The sequence below is a fragment of the Nonomuraea sp. NPDC048882 genome, from assembly GCF_040649755.1.
Classification (GTDB): Bacteria; Actinomycetota; Actinomycetes; order Streptosporangiales; family Streptosporangiaceae; genus Nonomuraea; species Nonomuraea maheshkhaliensis.
Genome location: NZ_JBEZGB010000022.1, coordinates 132,821 through 149,086, shown reverse-complemented (window position 1 = coordinate 149,086; position 16,266 = coordinate 132,821). Strand labels below are relative to the sequence as shown.

The window sequence follows — 16,266 nt, the reverse complement described above, 5'->3', positions numbered from 1 at the left end:
TTCGTCATGGTCGGCGCGCTGGTCGAGACCGGCGTCATCGGCCAGCTGTCCCAGGCCGCCGTCGCGGCCACCGACGGGCGGCCGGAGCTGACCACGATGGGGCTGCTGGGCGCCTCGGCCGTGCTGTCGGCCATCGTGGACAACATCCCCTACGTGGCCACGATGAGCCCGATCGTCGAGCAACTCGTGCAGGCCGCCGGCGGTGACGGGCAGGTGCTGTGGTGGGCCTTGGCCTTCGGCGCCGACCTGGGCGGCAACGCCACCGCCGTCGGCGCCGCCGCCAACGTCGTCATCCTGGGCATCGCCGCCCGCAACGGCACCCCGATCAGCTTCTGGCAGTTCACCAAGTACGGCCTGATCGTCACCGCGGTCACCGTCACGCTCGTCGCCCCGTACCTGTGGCTGCGCTACCTGTGACACGAGGAAGGGCGGTGGGCGGATGCCGGTGATCGAGACGGTGGATCTGACCAAGCGCTATCGGGAGGTGGTCGCGGCCGACGGCGTCTGCCTGCGGGTTGCTCCCGGTGACGTCCATGCCCTGGTCGGCCTGAACGGCGCGGGCAAGACCACGCTGATCCGCATGCTGCTCGGCATGATCGCCCCCACGTCCGGCACCGCGCGGGTGCTGGGCGCCGAGGTCAGCGCCGGTGATCGCGGGGCGTGGGCGCGGACCGGGTATCTCATCGACACGCCGGCCGCCTATCCCGAGCTGACCGTACGGGAGAACCTGCGCCTCGTCGCCCGGCTGCGCCGCCTGCCCCGGCCGGCCGGACGCGTCGACGACGTCATCGACCGGTTAGCCCTCACTCCTTACGCTGGACGCAGAGCCCGCACCCTGTCCATGGGCAACGCCCAGCGCCTGGCCCTGGCCAAGGCGCTCATCCACAGCCCTGACCTGCTCATCCTCGACGAGCCCAGCAACGGGCTCGACCCGGCCGGCGTGGTGGAGATCCGGACCCTGCTGAGCGAACTGGCTCGCGAGCACGGCACCACCGTGCTGCTCTCCAGCCACCTGCTGGCCGAGGTGACCCGGCTGGCCACCCGCATCGCCGTCATCCACCAAGGCCGGCTGCTCCAGGAGATCAACCCGCGCCAACTGGGCGGTCAGGTGCGTCGCAGGCTCGTCCTGGCCACCCGGGACGACACTCGCGCCGCTCACGCGCTGGCCGGTTACGGGTTCACCTCGGAACCGGGCGTCGGCGCCGGTCTGGTGCTCACCGGTCAGCGGGCGCTGGAGCATCCGGAGGAGATCGCCACCGCCCTGGTGGAAGCCGGCTGCCCGCCCACCCGGTTGGTGGTCGAGCAAGAGGATCTGGAGGATTTCTTCCTGCGCCTGGTGGGAGAGGCCGATGCGTAAGGCGTTGCTCGCCGAGCTGCTCAAGCTGCGGCGCAGCCGGCTTCCGTGGATCACGACGGCGACCTTCGCCGTGGTCGCGGCCGTGTGCGGGTTGTTCATGTTCATCCTTCAGGACACCGGCAGGGCTCGCGCGCTCGGCCTGCTCGGTGACAAGGCGCAGCTCAGTGCCGCCACTGCCGACTGGCCCGGCTACCTGGCGCTGCTCGCTCAGGCCACCGGCGTGGGCGGTTTGGTCATTTTCGGCACGCTCGTCATCTGGCTGTTCGGACGCGAGTTCAGCGACCGCACTGCCAAGGATCTGCTGGCCCTGCCCACTTCACGCGGCGCCATCGTGGCGGCCAAGTTCGTCGTCGCAGCCGGCTGGTCGCTGTTGCTGGCGCTGTGGACGGTCGCGCTCGGCTTGCTCGCCGGAATGCTGCTCGACTTACCCGGCGGCTCGATCGCCGTCCTCGCCGCCGGGGCCGCGCGAATCGTGATCACTGGACTGCTGACGTACGTGCTGACCGCGCCGTTCGCTCTGGCGGCCAGCGCGGGGCGCGGTTACCTGTCTGCCGTGGGGGCCATGTTCGCCGCCGTGTTCAGCGCCCAGATCATCGCCGCGCTCGGCTACGGCGCCTATTTCCCGTACTCGGTGCCGGGCCTGTATGCCGGGATCGCCGGCCCTGCCCAGGATGCGCCCGGACCACTGGGCCACCTGCTGGTCCTTGCCTTAGGTGTGGCCGGGGTCGCGGCGACCGTGGCCTGGTGGCGGCGCGCCGACCACGATCGCTGAGCATGTGAATCGCCTCCGTGGTCACCAGGCCCAGGCGGGATCGCCGGTGGCGGTCCGGGAGAGCGACCACAGCCGTTCGCGGGCGGCCCTGTCGTAGGCGGAGGCTGGGGCGCGGACGGGGCGGAGGTTTTCGTCCACGTACGGCCCAGGCAGGCTTCCGCCCCAGGTGGCGAGGCGGGCGTAGGTCTCGCCGAGGCGTTCGGCGGGGACGGCCATGCGGTTCTTGGGCGCGTACAGGGTGCGCAGCAACCGTGGCATGGCGGCCACCCGATCGGGGTCGAGGCGTACGGCGGGGACGCGGACGCAGGTGGTCTCCAGGCGTCCTCCGGCCTTCTCGGTCAGGGAGAGGGTGGTCATGATCTGGGCGAGTTTGGCGTGGTAGTAGGCGCGGGTGGGGCTGTACCAGCTCGGGTCGTCGAGTTGGTCGAAGCGGATCCGGATGCGGGGCATCGAGAGCAGTCCCTTGCTGGCGACGTTGATCACGCGGGGCCGGTCCGCGGCGGCGAGCAGGGGGCTGAGGTGTGCGGTGAGCAGGAAGGGGCCCAGGTGGTTGGTGGCCCAGAACAGTTCATGGCCGTCTGCCGTGAAGCGGGGCTCTTGGATCGTCTGGTCGAAGACGGCGGCGTTGTTGATGAGCACGTCGAGGTGGCCGACAGTGTGCGTGAGCTGGTCGGCGGCGGCCTTGATGGAGCCGGGTATCGACAGGTCGGCGTGGATCAGGGTGGCCGGGTGCGCGGCGTGGGCGTTGATGTCGGCCAGGGCAGCGCGGCCTCGATCGGGGTCTCGGCACAGCGCCAGCACGTGGTGGCCTGCGGCGGCGAGAGATTGGGCGGCGCGTAGGCCGATCCCTGAGTTGGCGCCGGTGATGGCGATGGACAGCATGCGGGGATTCTAGTCTGTTCGGAACGATCCGAACAGACTAGAATCTGTGGGGTGGCGGGTGTTGAGGAGTTCGTGGAGAGCGCGGGGCTGTACTTCGAGCGGCTGGGGCTCAGTCGTACGGCAGGGCGGGTCGTCGGCGTGCTGCTGGTCGACCCGGACGACTCCGGCGACGCGCCGGGGCTGTGTGAGCGGCTCGGCGTGGCCAAAAGCAGCATGAGCGTGGCTCTGGGGCAGCTCGAACGGGGTGGGCTCGTCGAGCGCTTCCGCCCACCCCGGGGGCGGCGCGATCACTATCGGCTGACCGAGGACGTGTTCGGACGTGCTTTCCGGGCGAAGATGGCTGAGTTCTCCGCATTCGCGCAGCTCGCGGAGCAGGGTCTGGCCGTGGTCGGCGACAGTCCCAAGAGCCGGGCCAGGCTTGAGCTGATGCGTGACATGTACGGCTTCATGGGCCGCGAGTTTCCCAAACTCCTCGACGAATGGGATCGACAGCGCCCCGGAGCTCAAGGTTCATGACCGGGCCTGCTCCTGTCGCAGGACCTGGTCCAGCCATGGGCCCAGGCGTGCCGCAGGGGGCCGGCCGCGCCAGGCCAGGTGGGCGTCCGGGCGAATCAGCCAGACGTCCTGTTGCGTGCCGGAGTCGCGGGTCAGCGCCGTGACGGTGTCACCCAGCCGTTCGCGCGCCTCTTTCAGGCACGCGAACGTGTCCCCGCCCGGAGAGAGCAGCGCCCAGCGGCGGCCCAGTTCGGCGTGCAGGCGGGTGGCGCTGCCGTCGGGCGGAGGCAGATCAGGTCCGCCACCCGGTCGCCGGGCCGTGGCCGTCGCCGGGCCACGCCCCCGCCGCCCAGAGGACCGCGCCGGTACGTCGCCCACAGCTGGGAGGCCAGTTGCCCGGCCCGGCGCTGCACGGCCGGCAGGTTGGCGACCGGAACGAGCACGCGGTTGCGGAGGTTCTCCGCGTCGCCCATCCCGGTGACCATGCCCTGGCCGCCGAGCGGGCTGTGGATGTGGGCGGCGTCGCCCGCCAGGAAGATCCGGCCCCGGCGGTAGGTGTCGGCCAGCCTGCGGTGGATGCGGAAGGCCGACGTCCACACCGCGTCCTTGATGCGGATGTCGGCGCGTCCGGTCCGCTCGGGCACGAGCCGGCGGAAGCGTTCGACGATCTCCTCATCCCCCTGTACGCCGTCCGCACCGGCGGGGTCGTAGGCCATCAACCGCCACAGATCGTCCGCACCGCCCTCCTCTCGCATCGGCAGGGCGAAGAACGGGCCGTCCCTGTGTGGCCAGCCGTGGCCGCCGGCCCGGTCCACCGGCCAGTCGGCGTGCACGTCTGCCAGCAGGAATCCCTCGGTGAGCCGGACCCCGGGAAAGCCGATCCCGGCCAGCTTGCGCACCGTGCTGTGCGAGCCGTCGCAGCCTGCCAGCCATCGGCAGCGCAGCGGGACCCGCTCGTCGCCGAGCAGGGCGGTGACCCCGTCGGCGTCCTGGACGAGGTCGGCCAGCGGGGTGTCCCAGCGGACGTCGACCCCCAGCTCGGCCAGCCGACGCCGCAGCTCCGCCTCGATGTCCGCCTGCGAGATGTACAGAGCCGGCCGCGCGTCGCCCAGGCCCACGTCACCGAAGCGAATGGTGATCGCCGGGCGCCCGTCCAGATGCTGCGTGATGGTGATCGCCGAGAGCGCGCGTTCCGGCAGGTCGCCGAGCGCACCGAGCCGGTCGAGCACCTCGACGCCCCGCGCGTGCAGGATGTTCGCCCGCGACGTGGACGCGGGTCCGGACGCCGAATCCACCACCTGGACGGCGATGCCGTGCAGGCGCAACGCGCAGGCCAGCGCCAGACCGGCCGGCCCCGCGCCGACCACCAGCACCTCGGTGTCATCCATGATGCGCTCCCGGTCTTCAAACGACGGAACGGACCCGTTCCGTCTCACCGTGGAGCCTAAGCGGGCGAACCGTCGGAACGTAACCGTTCCGTTCCGTAGTAAGGTGTTGCCATGGCCGCGACCCACGGACGTCGAGTGGCAGGAGCGGCGCTCCTGCGCGAACACGTCACCGACGTGATCACCTCGGCAGTCCTCGACGAGCTCGCCGACACCGGCTACGCCCGGATGTCCATGGAAGCCGTCGCCCGGCGAGCCGGCGTCGGCAAGGCCGCCCTCTACCGGCGCTGGGCGTCCAAGGAGGTCATGGTTCAGCAGATCGTCGGCAACCTGGCTTGGCACGCCGTCCCCGTCCCCGACACCGGCAACCTGCGCGACGACGTCAGCGCCTACGTTCGCGACGCCGCCGCGCTCAGGAGCGACCTGCGCGCCACCCGCATCATCGCCGACCTCGGCGCCGAAGCCATCCGCAACCCGCAGCTCGCCCAGACCTTCTACGCCGCCCTCCGCGAGCCCCGCCGCGCCGCCGGCGCCGCCATGCTGCACCGCGCCGTCCAGCGTGGCGAACTGCCCGCCGACCTGGACACCGACCTGGCCCTCGACTGCCTGGTCGGACTCACGTACGCGCGCCCGCAAACCCTCATGGCCGAAGGTGACTTCGCCGACCCGTACGCCCACGACCGGCTGGTCGAGGTCATCCTCGTCGCCCTGGCGGCCTGCCGCCGATAAGCGCCTGCGAATGCCGATGCGGCGCGGGGTTATCTACCGGTGTCCGGGGTGGGCAGGTGGGGTGGTTGCCAGCGCCAGGTGGCGTTGCCGTCGGGCGTCAGGCCCTTGCGCCACAGCGCGGGCGGCACCAGCCGCACCATGGTCGTCAGCCATCGGTGGGCGGCCGGGGAGGTGGTGCGGCGGCCGTCGGCGCGGGCGCCTCGGGCGGTGGCCTGGGTGCGGGGGCGGCGTTCGGCGTCGTAGCGGCGCAGCGCGGTCCCGATCGACGGCTCGGTGGCCAGGGCGGCGGCGAGTACGACGGCGTCCTCCAGGGACTGCCCGGCGCCCTGGCCCCGGTCGGGGCTCATGGCGTGCGCCGCGTCGCCGAGCAACGCCACCCGCCCGTCGACGTAGGACGGCAGGGGGTCGAGGTCGTGGATGTCGATGCGGATCACGGCGTCGTCCGGGGTGGCGGCGATCAGGGCCGGGATCGGTTCGTGCCAGTCCCGTACCTGCTGCAGGACCGTAGCCTTCTCGTCTGCGTGACGGACGCCGGGCCGGGCGCAGGTGGTGACGTAGGCCCAGTAAGCCCGGTCACGGCTCAGCGGGTGGATGAGGAAGTAGGCGCCGGAGCCCATGGTGACGCTGCCCGGCAGCGCTCCGGCGGGAGCGATGCCCAGCCAGGCGGTACGGCCGAGATAGCGAGGCGGGGGCGTGTCCGGCCACAGCGAACGGCGTACGGCGCTGCGGATGCCGTCGGCGCCGATCACCACGTCAGCGGTGGCCTCGCCGTCTTTCCAGGTGACCGTTACCTGGTCTCGGTCCTGGCGGAGGCCGGTGACCTCCGCACCGGTGCGCACCCATCCGGCGGGCACCGCCTCCAACAGCAGCCGGTGCAGGTCAGCGCGGTGGAAGGCGAGCAGCGGCGTCGGATCGCCGGGGTGGGCCCGTTGCAGGTGACGGCCATCGGGCAGGCGCAGGTTGCCGGCCGAATAGGTGGGCAACCCGATCGCGCGGGCCTGCTCGCCGACGCCGAGCGCGTCCAGGCAGCGCATCGCGTTCGGCGCCTGGGACATGCCGGCGCCGATCTCGCCCAGGTCGTCAGCCCGTTCCAGCACCACCGCCCGCCAGCCGATCCGGCGCAGCGCCACGGCGGCGCCCAGCCCGCCGATGCCACCGCCGACGATGATCGCCTGCCCGTTCATGAGCCGTCCTCCAGCGGCGGCGCGTCGTCGAAGACCTTGGCCATCCACGCGAAGGTCGCCTGTGCCTGCCGGATCCGCGCTGAGCGATCGTCGTCCGGGCCGACCAGGTCGAGACCGTCACGGGTGATGGCCAGGAACGACGCGATCCCGGCGACCTGCTGCCGCACCACGACCGCCCACGCGTCGTCGGCCATCCGGTAGTAGACGGTCCGCTCGCCCGGCCGGGTGCGCCAGGTGAGGAAACCCATGCCGGTCAGCAACCGCAGGTTCGAGGTGAGCGAGGCGCGGCTGGCGCCAATGGCCGCGCTGATCTGCCCGGCCGACTGCTCAGGGGGATCGCATACCATCAGCCAGCCCAGTACCCGCCCGGCGATCGGCGGCACCCCGTCGCGGGCCAGATACATGGCCACGCGTTCTACCCACTCCAGCGACGCTTCTCGGTCGTCCACGCGACTCATATTACAGTTATTTCAGTACAAACTAAAATAACTGCTTCAGATAGCAACGCCGGCTGGGTCGTCGATGGTGACGGTCCCCGCCGCGCCGTCGATTGTGATCAGTTGGCCGGTCTTGATCTCGTGGGTGGCGTCGCGGACACAGATGACGGCCGGGATGCCATACTCGCGGGCGACGGTGGGGCCGTGCGCCATCGGCGACCCGGTCTCCGTGACCAGACCTGCCGTTGTCATGAACAGCGGGGTCCAGCCGGGATCCGTCGTCGGTGCCACGAGGATCTCGCCCGGTTCGATGTGCGCATCGGCCGGGTCGCGGATCACCCGCGCCCTGCCGGTGGCCCGTCCGGCGGCTCCTGCCATTCCGACCAGCACCCCGTCCCGCACGGCTCCCTGGGGGGCGAGCGCCTCCAGGTCGGTCCCGTCCGACAGCAAGGCGCCCGGGACGCTGGGCCGTCGCAGCTCCCGCTCGTACTCGGCGCGGCGCGTCGCGATCAGCTCCCGATGGTCAGCTCCGCCGTGCACGGCGTCCCCGGCCTCGAAGAGGTCGAGGAACATGATGTCGTCCGCCCGCTCCAGCAGCCCGCGCGCGACCAGGTCGTCTCCGATCAGCAGGAGCTGCCGACGCGCTACCTGGATCGCGGTCAGCCAGGCGAACTTCGCGATCTCCCGCAGGCCGGTGAGTTTGCGGGATCGCCGCATCAGGAAGGTCGCCATCCGGCCGCGTACTGGCCTGACCCGTCGTGCCCGCCGGGCCAGCGTCGCGATCATCTTCTCCGCCCTCTCCGCGGCCTGCGCGAACCGCCGGTCAGGCGCCTGCTCGGGGTCGTCCACGCGCAGGTAGTTGGCGATCGTGGCGAACAGAGGAGCCGGGTCCTCTTCCCAGCGTGGCATGCCGGCGTCGATCTCGGCGGCGGCGCGCATGCCGTACCGGTCGAGGAAGCCGGACATCCCGATGTCCGGCAGCTTGCCCGCGCGATAGCGCTCCGCCAGTTCCTGCGGCGGGGTGTCGAGGAACAGCTCACGGTGTACGCGCGCCCGCTCCGCGACCTGCCAGAGCGCGAGGTCCATCTCCGTGGTCACGTTGTACGGCATCCCGCCCAGGACGATGTCCAGCTCCTCCGGCGTGGCGACGCCCTCCAGCAGCCCGGACGGCACGATGCCGGCGAGTATCCCGGCCATCAGCGGCCCCATCAGGGTCGTCATGGCGGGGCCCGTGGCCATCCGATGGGAGTCCTCGATCACCCAGCGAAGCCGCTCCGCCGCCGTCGCCTGCTCGGCCGGGGGTATGGTCCGGCGCCTGATCTCGTGCACGGCGCGATAGGCCCTGGCCCGGGCGAGATCCGGTCGTGCCAGGCTGCCCACGAGGCCGGCGATCGCCCCGGGCGCCAATCGAGCCGCCATCCTCGCCGCGGTGCCCAGTCGGAACGGCAGGCCGGGCCGCGGCGCGAACCGTGGATCGTCCAGCACCCGCTCGACGGCGCTCTGCACCCGCGGCCCGTACACCTCCAGTGACGTTCCCAGCCGCCCGCGCATGGCCTTGTTGCGCACGAAATCGGTCAGGTCGAAGTAGAGCCGCCCGCCGATGGGTATCAGCCGGGGCAACGGATCGCGCGGGTCGACGCGTGCGCCGGCGGCCGCGAACCACGTCCCCGACCCCACCTTCAGTAACGACACCCCCATCGGCGTGGCCGGCCGGAGCATTCCCTGGATGTGGCCGAACTCCAGGTAGAGGCGCATGTCACCGGTGTCCGGCGGGGCCGGGAACAGGGTCGTGACCGGCCGCGACTGCAGCAGCCACAGCGTGCCGTCCGCGTCGATGGCCCACTCGATGTCCTGCGGCGAGCCGAAGTGATCCTGCAGCCGCAGCCCGGCTCGCCGCAGTTCCTCCAGTTGCTCGTGGGTGAGGCAGCCATCGCGGTTCCGTACGGGCTCGTGGCGGCCGAGCACATGGTGGTCCGGGATGACAGTCCCGTCGACGACGGCGGTGCCCAAGCCGGGAGCGGCGTCGACGACCATCTCCGTGCGGCAGCCGGTGATCGGATTCGCGGTGAACAGGACGCCCGCGGCCACGGGGTCGACCATGCGCTGGACCACCACCGCCATGGCGGCGTCGGTGATGCCCGCCTTGGCGCGATAAGCCACGGCACGCTCGGTGTACAGGGAATCCCAGCACCGGCGTACCGCGTCGAGGAGCGGGCCGGCGCCCTCCACGTTGAGGTACGTGTCCTGCTGGCCGGCGAAGCTGGCATCCGGCAGGTCCTCGGCCGTCGCGCTGGAACGGACGGCCACCCGCCCGCCGCCGAGCCGCTCGTAGGCGTCGATCAATTCCCGCTCGGGCAGTTGCCGGGAGGTGTAGGACTCGACGGTCAGACAGAAACCGGCCGGAACGCGCTCACCCGCCCCGATCATCTCGCCGAGCCCGGCGGCCTTGCCGCCCACCAGCTCGATCATGCCCGCATCCACCCGGGCCAGGTCAACGATCGTCATGCCGCATCCTTTCGGCGGCCTTGGCCAGCAGCTCCATGGCCTGGAGCACGACCGGCCGCTCATCCGGTCCGAGGTGGTCCCACAACCTCAGCTGCGTCTCGACCCGCATCTGATCCATCCGCCGCAGCACCGCAGCGCCCTGGCCGGTGACCCGCACCCGCCGCACCCGCCGGTCGGCCGCGTCCTCGTAGCGTTCGACGAGGCCGCGGCGCACCAGCTGATCCACCAGCCGGCTGGTCTGCGACACCGACCGCTTGACGACGACGGCGAGCTCCTTGATCGTCGGCTCACCCCCGCGGTCCAGCGGCCTGTATAGATGCACCGCGTCCCGGTCCCGAGTCACATGGCCAGATCCCGGCGGCGGAGCCCGTACAGGCCGACGGCCGTGAAACCGGCGGCCACGAGCGTGAGCCCGAGCAGCGTCCCCGGCCCTGGGTCGGCCAGCGTGGAGTAGTGGACGTGCGCGAACGGGAAGATCATGAACACCGAGTCGCTCACCAGCCCGACCTCCCAGCTGATCTCCAGGGCGATCACCAGGACGACGACCGGTACCGTCACCGCGAAGGCGAGATGGCTGAGCGCCCAGCGGGTCCGGCTGACCGGGCCGGACAGGAAGAGCTCGGTGCCTTCCTCACCGCGCAGGCGCAGCACGGTCATGATCGCGTACAGGGAGACGGAGAACACCGCGAGTTCGTACACGACGAGCCGGAAGAAGATGTCCACGGGGTCGGCGGCTCCCGTGCGTTCGGCCCAGAAGCTCAGCCCGCCGCTCTGGCTGAACTGTTCGAGCGCGTCCTTCCCGGCCAGTCCGAGTGCCACGCCGATGAAGGCGGCGCCCGCGACCCACGCCAGCGCCATGCCCCGGTGCGTCCGCCACGCCAGTCCGAGCGGCCCGTTCAGGCCGGGCGGTGCCTGGGCGGGGCCCGGCCGCGACGGCACGAGCCCGGCGCCGACGTCCCGCCGGGCCGACAGCGCGTAGGCCGCCCAGAACAGGCCCGCGACGAAAATCGCGACCATCGGGAACACCCACCACTGCTCGCCGCCGAAGGCCCGGGCGCGCAGAATCCACCCATTCGGTACGAGCCAGCCCAGCCATTCCAGCCCCGGCCCGCCCAGGTCACTGAAGCCGCGAATCAGGTACGCGGCGAAGAACACCGTGAAAGCCAGGAATCCGGCCGGGCGGGCCCGTTGGGTGAGCTGCACGGCGACCGCGGCCAGCGCGGCCCCCGGCCAGCCGGCTGAGGCGGCCATCAGACCCCAGGCGAGAGACCCTGCCAGGGGGAGCCCGGCGCTCACCCCGACGGCGGTGATCGTCGCGGCCAGCACCAGGTTCGCGCCCAGTACGACGATGAGGGCGGCGGTCAGCGGCGCGTGCCGTCCGACGGCGGCCGCGCCCACGCTGTCGCCGCACGCCGGCCCTTGCAGCAGCATGACGGCCGGTTGGCGGCGATCTCGTCGACGTACTGCCGGAGGGCTTCGGGGGCCGGGAGCAGTTCCCGGATGGTGGCCACCGTGGTCGCCACGAACAAGGTGACCGACAGGATCCACAACGGCTGCCAGACGCGGTCGCGGCGCAGGATCAGCCGGATCAGGGTGGCCGTGTTCATCGATAGTGCCTCATGAACAGCTCTTCGAGCGTGGGGGGCTGGGCGGTGATGTCGCGGACGCCGTACTCGGCGAGCCGGGCCAGCACGTCGCCGATGTGCTCGGGGTCGGCCTGGAATCGCACACGGTGGCCCTCCGTGCTGAGCTCGTGGACGTGAGGCAGGCCGCCGTCCGGCACTCTGGCCAGGTCCGCCATGACCGAGATGCGGGTCAGATGGCGCAGTTGCGCGAGCGTGCCGGCCTCCACGATCCGGCCGTCACGGATGATGCTGACCCGGTCGCAGAGTGCCTCGACCTCGGCAAGGATGTGGCTGGAGAGCAGGACCGTACGGCCGGCGCGCCGCTCCTCGTTGATGACCTCGCGGAAGACCGCCTCCATCAGCGGGTCGAGGCCCGAGGTCGGCTCGTCCAGGAGCAGTAACTCCACCTCGGAGGCGAGCGCGGCGCTCAGCGCGACCTTCTGCCGGTTGCCCTTGGAGTAGGTCCGGGCCTTCTTGCGCGGATCCAGGGCGAAACGCTCGATCAGCTCGTCGCGCCGCTTCGCGTCAGCGCCGCCGCGCAGCCGGCCGAGCAGGACGCGCAGGGTCGTGCTCTTGCCCGCGCCGTTGGGGCCGAGGAACCCGTGCACCTCGCCTTCCCGTACGGTCATGTCCAGGCCGTCGAGCGCGCGTACCCGGCCGAAGGTCTTGACCAGCCCGCTGATCTCGATCACGTCAGGCATCGGAGCGCTCCTCGTTGACCTCGGTGACGGCTTGGCGGAGCTGGTCTCCTTGCTGGGTCGCGATCCACTGGCCCATGTGGGCGTAGACGTCGATCATGGCGGTGCCCAGCAGACCGGTGTTGGCGCGCTGCAGCACGTCGATGCCCAGCCGCCGGGACATGTGCTCGTGCAGCACGATCGTGCCCAGGTGTATCGCCGCCATCGCGACGGCGCGCTCGCGCACCTTCGCCCCACCGGGCGCGAACTCGTTCGGCCAGGTGCCGGCGAAGAACCGCTCCGCGGTCTCGGCGCCTTCGTCGAACAGCTCGGCCGCCACGGGCGAGCCCTCGACCAGGGCCCGGGCGAGATAGCGGACGCTGAGCTCACTCGCCTCGTACATGCCCTTGAGGAAATCGGGGCTGACGTCGGCCCCGTCCTGGACCTCGCCGGCGGCGCCCAGGACGACGTCGCGTACGTGCTTGTCGCAGGACTCCCGCAGCGCTTCCATATTGGAAGCCATATCAAGATATTGGCTACATCGGAGATGTCCGGACCGGAAGCGCGTCAAGAGCCCGGGCCATGCCCGGCCGCCAGCCGATCTCGGACGGCGGCACGGCCAGAGTGAGGCCGGGGAAGCGGCTCAGCAGGGTGCGCAGCGCTATCTGCGCTTCCGCCCGGGCTAGGGCGGCGCCGAGGCAGTAGTGGATGCCGTGGCCGAACCCCAGGTGCGGGTTGTCGGCACGGCGCGGGTCGAGCAGGGCGGGCCGGTCGAAACGGCGCGGGTCACGGTTGGCGGAGGCGTACACCACCTGGACCGGCTCGCCCGCCGGGATGGTCACGCCGCCGAGCTCGACCGGCTGGAGCGTGTAGCGCATGACCGCGATCTCGGCCGGTCCGGTGACACGCAGGAACTCCTCCACGGCCGCCGCGACGGCGTCCGGGTCTGCGCGCAGGCGCGCGAGCAGGTCCGGGTGGGTGAGCAGGAGCCGGACGCTCTGGCTGATCAGGCCGACCGTGGTCTCGTGGCCGGCGATCAGCATGCTGATCGACAGTGCGATCAGCTCCTCGTCGGACAGCCGGTCGCCGTCGTCCTCCTGGACGCGGACCAGCGCCGACAGCAGGTCGTCGGCGCCACCCGCCCGCTTGGCGCCGACCAGCTCGGTCATGTACGCGACCAGGCCCCGTGCTCCTGACGCGATCCGGTCCAGGTCGGGGGCGGTCAGGTCGCCGGCCCACGCGCGCCAGACGTCGCGGTCATGCGTGGGCACGCCGAGCAGCTCGCAGATGACCTGGATCGGCAGCGGGTACGCGAACCGCTCGATCAGGTCGAACTCGCCGGGCAGCCCGTCCAGTAGCTCGTCGGTGATCTCCTGGATGCGCGGGCGCAGCCGCTCCACCCGGTGGGCGGTGAACTCGCGCGACACCAGTCGCCGCAGCCGCGTGTGATCCGGCGGGTCATAGGCGCCCAGGGTGTGCATCAGGTACGGGGCCACGTCGACCGGCAGTCCGGCCGCGGCGGCCACGTCCAGCTTGGACTGCTTGGTGACGTCGCTGCTGAACCGCGGATCGGTCAGCGCGGCCACGCTCTCGTCGTAGCCCGTGACCAGCCAGATCGGTGTGCCGTCGACATAGCGGCCTCGGCTGACCGGCCCGTTCTCGGCCAGTCCGGACAGAAACGCGTCCCGGTCGGCCGCGGTCAGCAGTCCGAGAATCTCCGGTTCGGTGGTGTTCATGCTTGTGACTCCAGAATCTCGACAGCTCGGTGGACGCCGTTCTCGGCACGGACGCGCTCACCGGTCGCGGCGGCGGCACGGTCGAGGGCCGGATCGGTGATCGCCCGGTGGATGGCTCCGGCCAGCCCGTCGGCGGAGAGGTGGCGCTGCGGCCGCGGCTCGGGGGCGACGCCGATGGCGTGCGAGCGGGCGGCCCAGAACGGCTGGTCGGCCACGAACGGGCAGACGACCTGCGGCTTGCCGGCGGCCAGCGCGGCGCCGGTGGTGCCGCTGCCACCGTGGTGGACGACGGCCGCCATGCGCGGGAACAACCAGTCGTGCGGAGCCTGTTCCAGCGTGAACACGTTCTCGGGCAGGTCTCCGGTCCGCATCCCGCCCCATCCGGACGCCAGAACCGCCCGGACCCCGGCCAGCCGTACGGCTTTGGCGACGACGCGTCCGACCCGTGCCGGATCGGTGCCCGCCATGCTGCCGAAGCCCACGTACACAGGAGGATCCCCGGCGTCCAGGAACGTGGCCAGTTCCGGCGGCGGCGACCAGCCGGGGGCGGCGGGCAGGTACCAGAAGCCGGTGGTGTGCACCCACGCCGGATAGTCCGGCCCGGCGGGCAGCAGGTGAGCGCTGAACGCCTGCAGCACCGTGGCCGGCCCGCCGTCCGGGCGGCGCAGGATGTCGTGCCGTCCGCGACGGCGGGGAAGGCCCAGCCGTCCTGCGCGTAACCGGTCGGCGATGCCGCCGAACGAGCGAAGCATCAGCTTGATCGGCAGGTACGAAGCCCGGTTCAGCGCCCTGGGCAGCGGCAACGGGAGCATCGGGTTGGGAAAGGCGCTGGTCGGCACCCACACCGGCTGCAACGCCGCCGGCACGGCCGGCACACCGAGCCATTCGGCGAGATGCTGGCCTGGTATGCCGGGGGCATGAACCACGAGGTCCGCCCCGCCCTGTGCGGCGGTCGCCATGTCGTCGAACACGCGGGCCATGAGCGGCTTGGTGCGCCGCATGACCTCAAGGGCGACCCCCTTGCCGCGTAATCCCCGGTAGTTCGTCTCGATGGCCTCGCGGATCCCGGGGTCGTCCATGAGCGTGTTCGGCCCGTCGTGCAGCGGCGCGAACGTGAGCCCGTACGGCTCGGCCAGCGAGGCCATCGCCGCCGGCGCGGCCAGCACCGGCTGGTGCCCGGCCTGGCGCAGAGCCAGGGCGAGAGCGGTGTACGGCTGGACGTCGCCGCGTGTGCCATGGGCCAGGATCAGCACCTTCACCGCGAACCTCGTTCCTTGCGGACCGCGTCCCACGCGCCCAGGACGCGGTCGTCGGCGAACAGGCCGCGGGTGAAGATCTCGATTCCGGCGCGGGAAGAGCGCAGCGTCTGATCCGTTTCCGGCAGGTCGCCCGAGCGCAGCACCCGCGACAGGTGCTCACCGAACGTCAGCGGTGCCAGCAGCCACGTCACGTAGACGGCGGCACGCGCGCGCGGGTCATCGCTCGGATGCACCCGTCCAGCCCGTACGCCCTCCTCCAGCCACCGCTCCGTCGTCTCGACGATCTCGTCGAACAGTGCCGCCGCCTCCGGAGTGCCGTCCAGGAACGCGCGCCCCAGGTAGAGCCGCGCCGCCGAGCCCGCCTCCAGCATCGCCGCCAGCCCGCTGGCGTCGTCGAGGTCCGCTTCGGGGCCGCCGCGTACCAGCTCGACCACGTACGCGTCGCATGCCTTGCGCAGCCCCTCCTTGGACCCGAAGTGATGCAGCACCAGCGCGGCCGACACCCCGGCGCGGGCGGCGATGGCCCGCACGCTCACCCGGTTGATCCCCTCGGCGCCGAACAACTCCAGCGCCGCGTCCCGGATCCGGGCTCGCCCGGTCAGGTCCCTCTCTGAACGCATGAACAGCATACTAAACGTATGTTCAGCTGCCGTGGGAACGCGAGGCGATCGTCAAGATCGCTGAGGAGTGGCTGGAGATCGACCGCTCCCACCGCAAGCTCGCTCACCGCGGCTCGCGGCTGGAGGCGTTCTACGCCTCGGAATCGATCGAGGAACTCGCCGTGTGGTCAGGACGATCTTCATTTGCGATTACCTCGCGGACGAGGAACTCAGAAGGGAGATCGGCGAGGGCCTGAACGTGGTGGAGAACTTCAATTCCGCCGGCAAGGACCTGTTCTACGGCAAGGCCGGCGACTTGACCGGCGACGATCGTGAGCACGCCGAGGTCTCCGTGCCGGCGCTGCACCTGGTCGCCGCGGCGATCACGTACCTGAACACGGTGATGATCCAGATCGTGCTGCGGGACGCGACCTGGCGGAAACGGCTGAGTCCAGCTGACAGGCGAGGGCTGTCGGCCCTGTTCCGGACCCACCTGAACCTGTATGGGCGCTTCGAGCTCGACATGAACCGCCACCTGGAGCTGGAGGCCGTCGCCGATTCGCCGCAGTGATCGGGGACGCTTGTGCGCATTCTCTGGTCGGCGAGGGCCACGGCGCGGCGCCG

General features: G+C 71.3%; 19 protein-coding genes. 6 read left to right on the top strand and 13 right to left on the bottom strand.

The annotated features are described in order from the left end of the window. From AB0C27_RS48365 to AB0C27_RS48355, 3 genes are all read left to right on the top strand, one after another. The coding region (locus AB0C27_RS48365; RefSeq protein WP_357860334.1) for an SLC13 family permease at window positions 1–417 on the top strand (417 nt) is incomplete at its 5' end. Window positions 418–439: 22 nt separating this feature from the next. Next, the gene (locus AB0C27_RS48360; protein ID WP_357860331.1) at window positions 440–1,357 is read left to right on the top strand and encodes an ABC transporter ATP-binding protein; all 918 of its coding nucleotides are present in this window, start codon (window positions 440–442) and stop codon (window positions 1,355–1,357) included. Between the two features lie 4 nt (window positions 1,358–1,361). Next, on the top strand, window positions 1,362–2,129 hold the full coding sequence (locus AB0C27_RS48355; RefSeq protein WP_357860329.1) for an ABC transporter permease: 768 nt from the start codon (window positions 1,362–1,364) through the stop codon (window positions 2,127–2,129). Between the two features lie 21 nt (window positions 2,130–2,150). On the opposite strand, the gene AB0C27_RS48350 is transcribed toward AB0C27_RS48355, so the two are convergent. Then, window positions 2,151–3,011: an SDR family NAD(P)-dependent oxidoreductase gene (locus tag AB0C27_RS48350; protein WP_357860326.1), complete on the bottom strand. Its 861-nt coding sequence runs from the start codon at window positions 3,009–3,011 to the stop codon at window positions 2,151–2,153. A gap of 51 nt (window positions 3,012–3,062) precedes the next feature. Between AB0C27_RS48350 and AB0C27_RS48345 the strand changes: the two genes are divergently transcribed. Then, the gene (locus tag AB0C27_RS48345) at window positions 3,063–3,527 is read left to right on the top strand and encodes a MarR family transcriptional regulator (RefSeq protein WP_357860323.1); all 465 of its coding nucleotides are present in this window, start codon (window positions 3,063–3,065) and stop codon (window positions 3,525–3,527) included. A 173-nt stretch (window positions 3,528–3,700) separates the two neighbouring features. On the opposite strand, the gene AB0C27_RS48340 is transcribed toward AB0C27_RS48345, so the two are convergent. Further along, complete coding sequence (locus AB0C27_RS48340; RefSeq protein ID WP_357860320.1) at window positions 3,701–4,894, bottom strand: FAD-dependent monooxygenase; 1,194 nt, start codon at window positions 4,892–4,894, stop codon at window positions 3,701–3,703. 111 nt (window positions 4,895–5,005) lie between these two features. Between AB0C27_RS48340 and AB0C27_RS48335 the strand changes: the two genes are divergently transcribed. Continuing rightward, window positions 5,006–5,620, top strand: a complete 615-nt coding sequence (locus tag AB0C27_RS48335; RefSeq protein WP_357860317.1) for a TetR/AcrR family transcriptional regulator — start codon at window positions 5,006–5,008, stop codon at window positions 5,618–5,620. A gap of 29 nt (window positions 5,621–5,649) precedes the next feature. Here the strand turns inward: AB0C27_RS48335 and AB0C27_RS48330 are convergent, their stop codons facing one another. From AB0C27_RS48330 to AB0C27_RS48280, 11 genes are read right to left on the bottom strand one after another with little or no spacing between them, the layout of a single operon-like run. Continuing rightward, a complete protein-coding gene (locus tag AB0C27_RS48330; protein WP_357860314.1) occupies window positions 5,650–6,804 on the bottom strand; it encodes an FAD-dependent monooxygenase in 1,155 nt (384 codons plus the stop codon). Then, entirely contained in the window at window positions 6,801–7,253 is a 453-nt protein-coding gene (locus AB0C27_RS48325; protein ID WP_357860311.1) for a transcriptional regulator, read from the bottom strand. The genes AB0C27_RS48330 and AB0C27_RS48325 overlap by 4 nt, the downstream gene beginning before the upstream one ends. A gap of 45 nt (window positions 7,254–7,298) precedes the next feature. Beyond that, window positions 7,299–9,746 (bottom strand): PEP/pyruvate-binding domain-containing protein, encoded by a 2,448-nt coding sequence (locus tag AB0C27_RS48320; RefSeq protein ID WP_357860308.1) that lies wholly within the window; start codon window positions 9,744–9,746, stop codon window positions 7,299–7,301. Continuing rightward, window positions 9,733–10,068: a MarR family transcriptional regulator gene (locus tag AB0C27_RS48315; RefSeq protein ID WP_357860305.1), complete on the bottom strand. Its 336-nt coding sequence runs from the start codon at window positions 10,066–10,068 to the stop codon at window positions 9,733–9,735. Before AB0C27_RS48315 ends, AB0C27_RS48320 begins: the two co-directional genes overlap by 14 nt. A 17-nt stretch (window positions 10,069–10,085) precedes the next feature. Next, on the bottom strand, window positions 10,086–11,177 hold the full coding sequence (locus AB0C27_RS48310) for a hypothetical protein (protein WP_357860303.1): 1,092 nt from the start codon (window positions 11,175–11,177) through the stop codon (window positions 10,086–10,088). After that, complete coding sequence (locus AB0C27_RS48305; protein ID WP_357860300.1) at window positions 11,108–11,353, bottom strand: hypothetical protein; 246 nt, start codon at window positions 11,351–11,353, stop codon at window positions 11,108–11,110. The genes AB0C27_RS48310 and AB0C27_RS48305 overlap by 70 nt, the downstream gene beginning before the upstream one ends. Further along, the gene (locus AB0C27_RS48300; protein WP_357860297.1) at window positions 11,350–12,072 is read right to left on the bottom strand and encodes an ATP-binding cassette domain-containing protein; all 723 of its coding nucleotides are present in this window, start codon (window positions 12,070–12,072) and stop codon (window positions 11,350–11,352) included. The genes AB0C27_RS48305 and AB0C27_RS48300 overlap by 4 nt, the downstream gene beginning before the upstream one ends. Further along, window positions 12,065–12,571 carry a TetR/AcrR family transcriptional regulator gene (locus AB0C27_RS48295; RefSeq protein ID WP_357860294.1) on the bottom strand — a complete coding sequence of 169 codons (507 nt, stop codon included), beginning with the start codon at window positions 12,569–12,571 and terminating at the stop codon, window positions 12,065–12,067. Before AB0C27_RS48295 ends, AB0C27_RS48300 begins: the two co-directional genes overlap by 8 nt. Window positions 12,572–12,584: 13 nt before the next feature. Continuing rightward, complete coding sequence (locus tag AB0C27_RS48290) at window positions 12,585–13,784, bottom strand: cytochrome P450 (protein WP_357860291.1); 1,200 nt, start codon at window positions 13,782–13,784, stop codon at window positions 12,585–12,587. After that, complete coding sequence (locus AB0C27_RS48285; RefSeq protein WP_357860288.1) at window positions 13,781–15,043, bottom strand: glycosyltransferase; 1,263 nt, start codon at window positions 15,041–15,043, stop codon at window positions 13,781–13,783. Before AB0C27_RS48285 ends, AB0C27_RS48290 begins: the two co-directional genes overlap by 4 nt. After that, on the bottom strand, window positions 15,040–15,663 hold the full coding sequence (locus AB0C27_RS48280; protein ID WP_357860284.1) for a TetR family transcriptional regulator: 624 nt from the start codon (window positions 15,661–15,663) through the stop codon (window positions 15,040–15,042). The genes AB0C27_RS48285 and AB0C27_RS48280 overlap by 4 nt, the downstream gene beginning before the upstream one ends. Window positions 15,664–15,826: 163 nt before the next feature. On the opposite strand from AB0C27_RS48280, the gene AB0C27_RS48275 reads away from it, so the two are divergent. After that, the gene (locus AB0C27_RS48275; RefSeq protein WP_357860281.1) at window positions 15,827–16,213 is read left to right on the top strand and encodes a Tn3 family transposase; all 387 of its coding nucleotides are present in this window, start codon (window positions 15,827–15,829) and stop codon (window positions 16,211–16,213) included. Window positions 16,214–16,266: the final 53 nt, after the last annotated feature.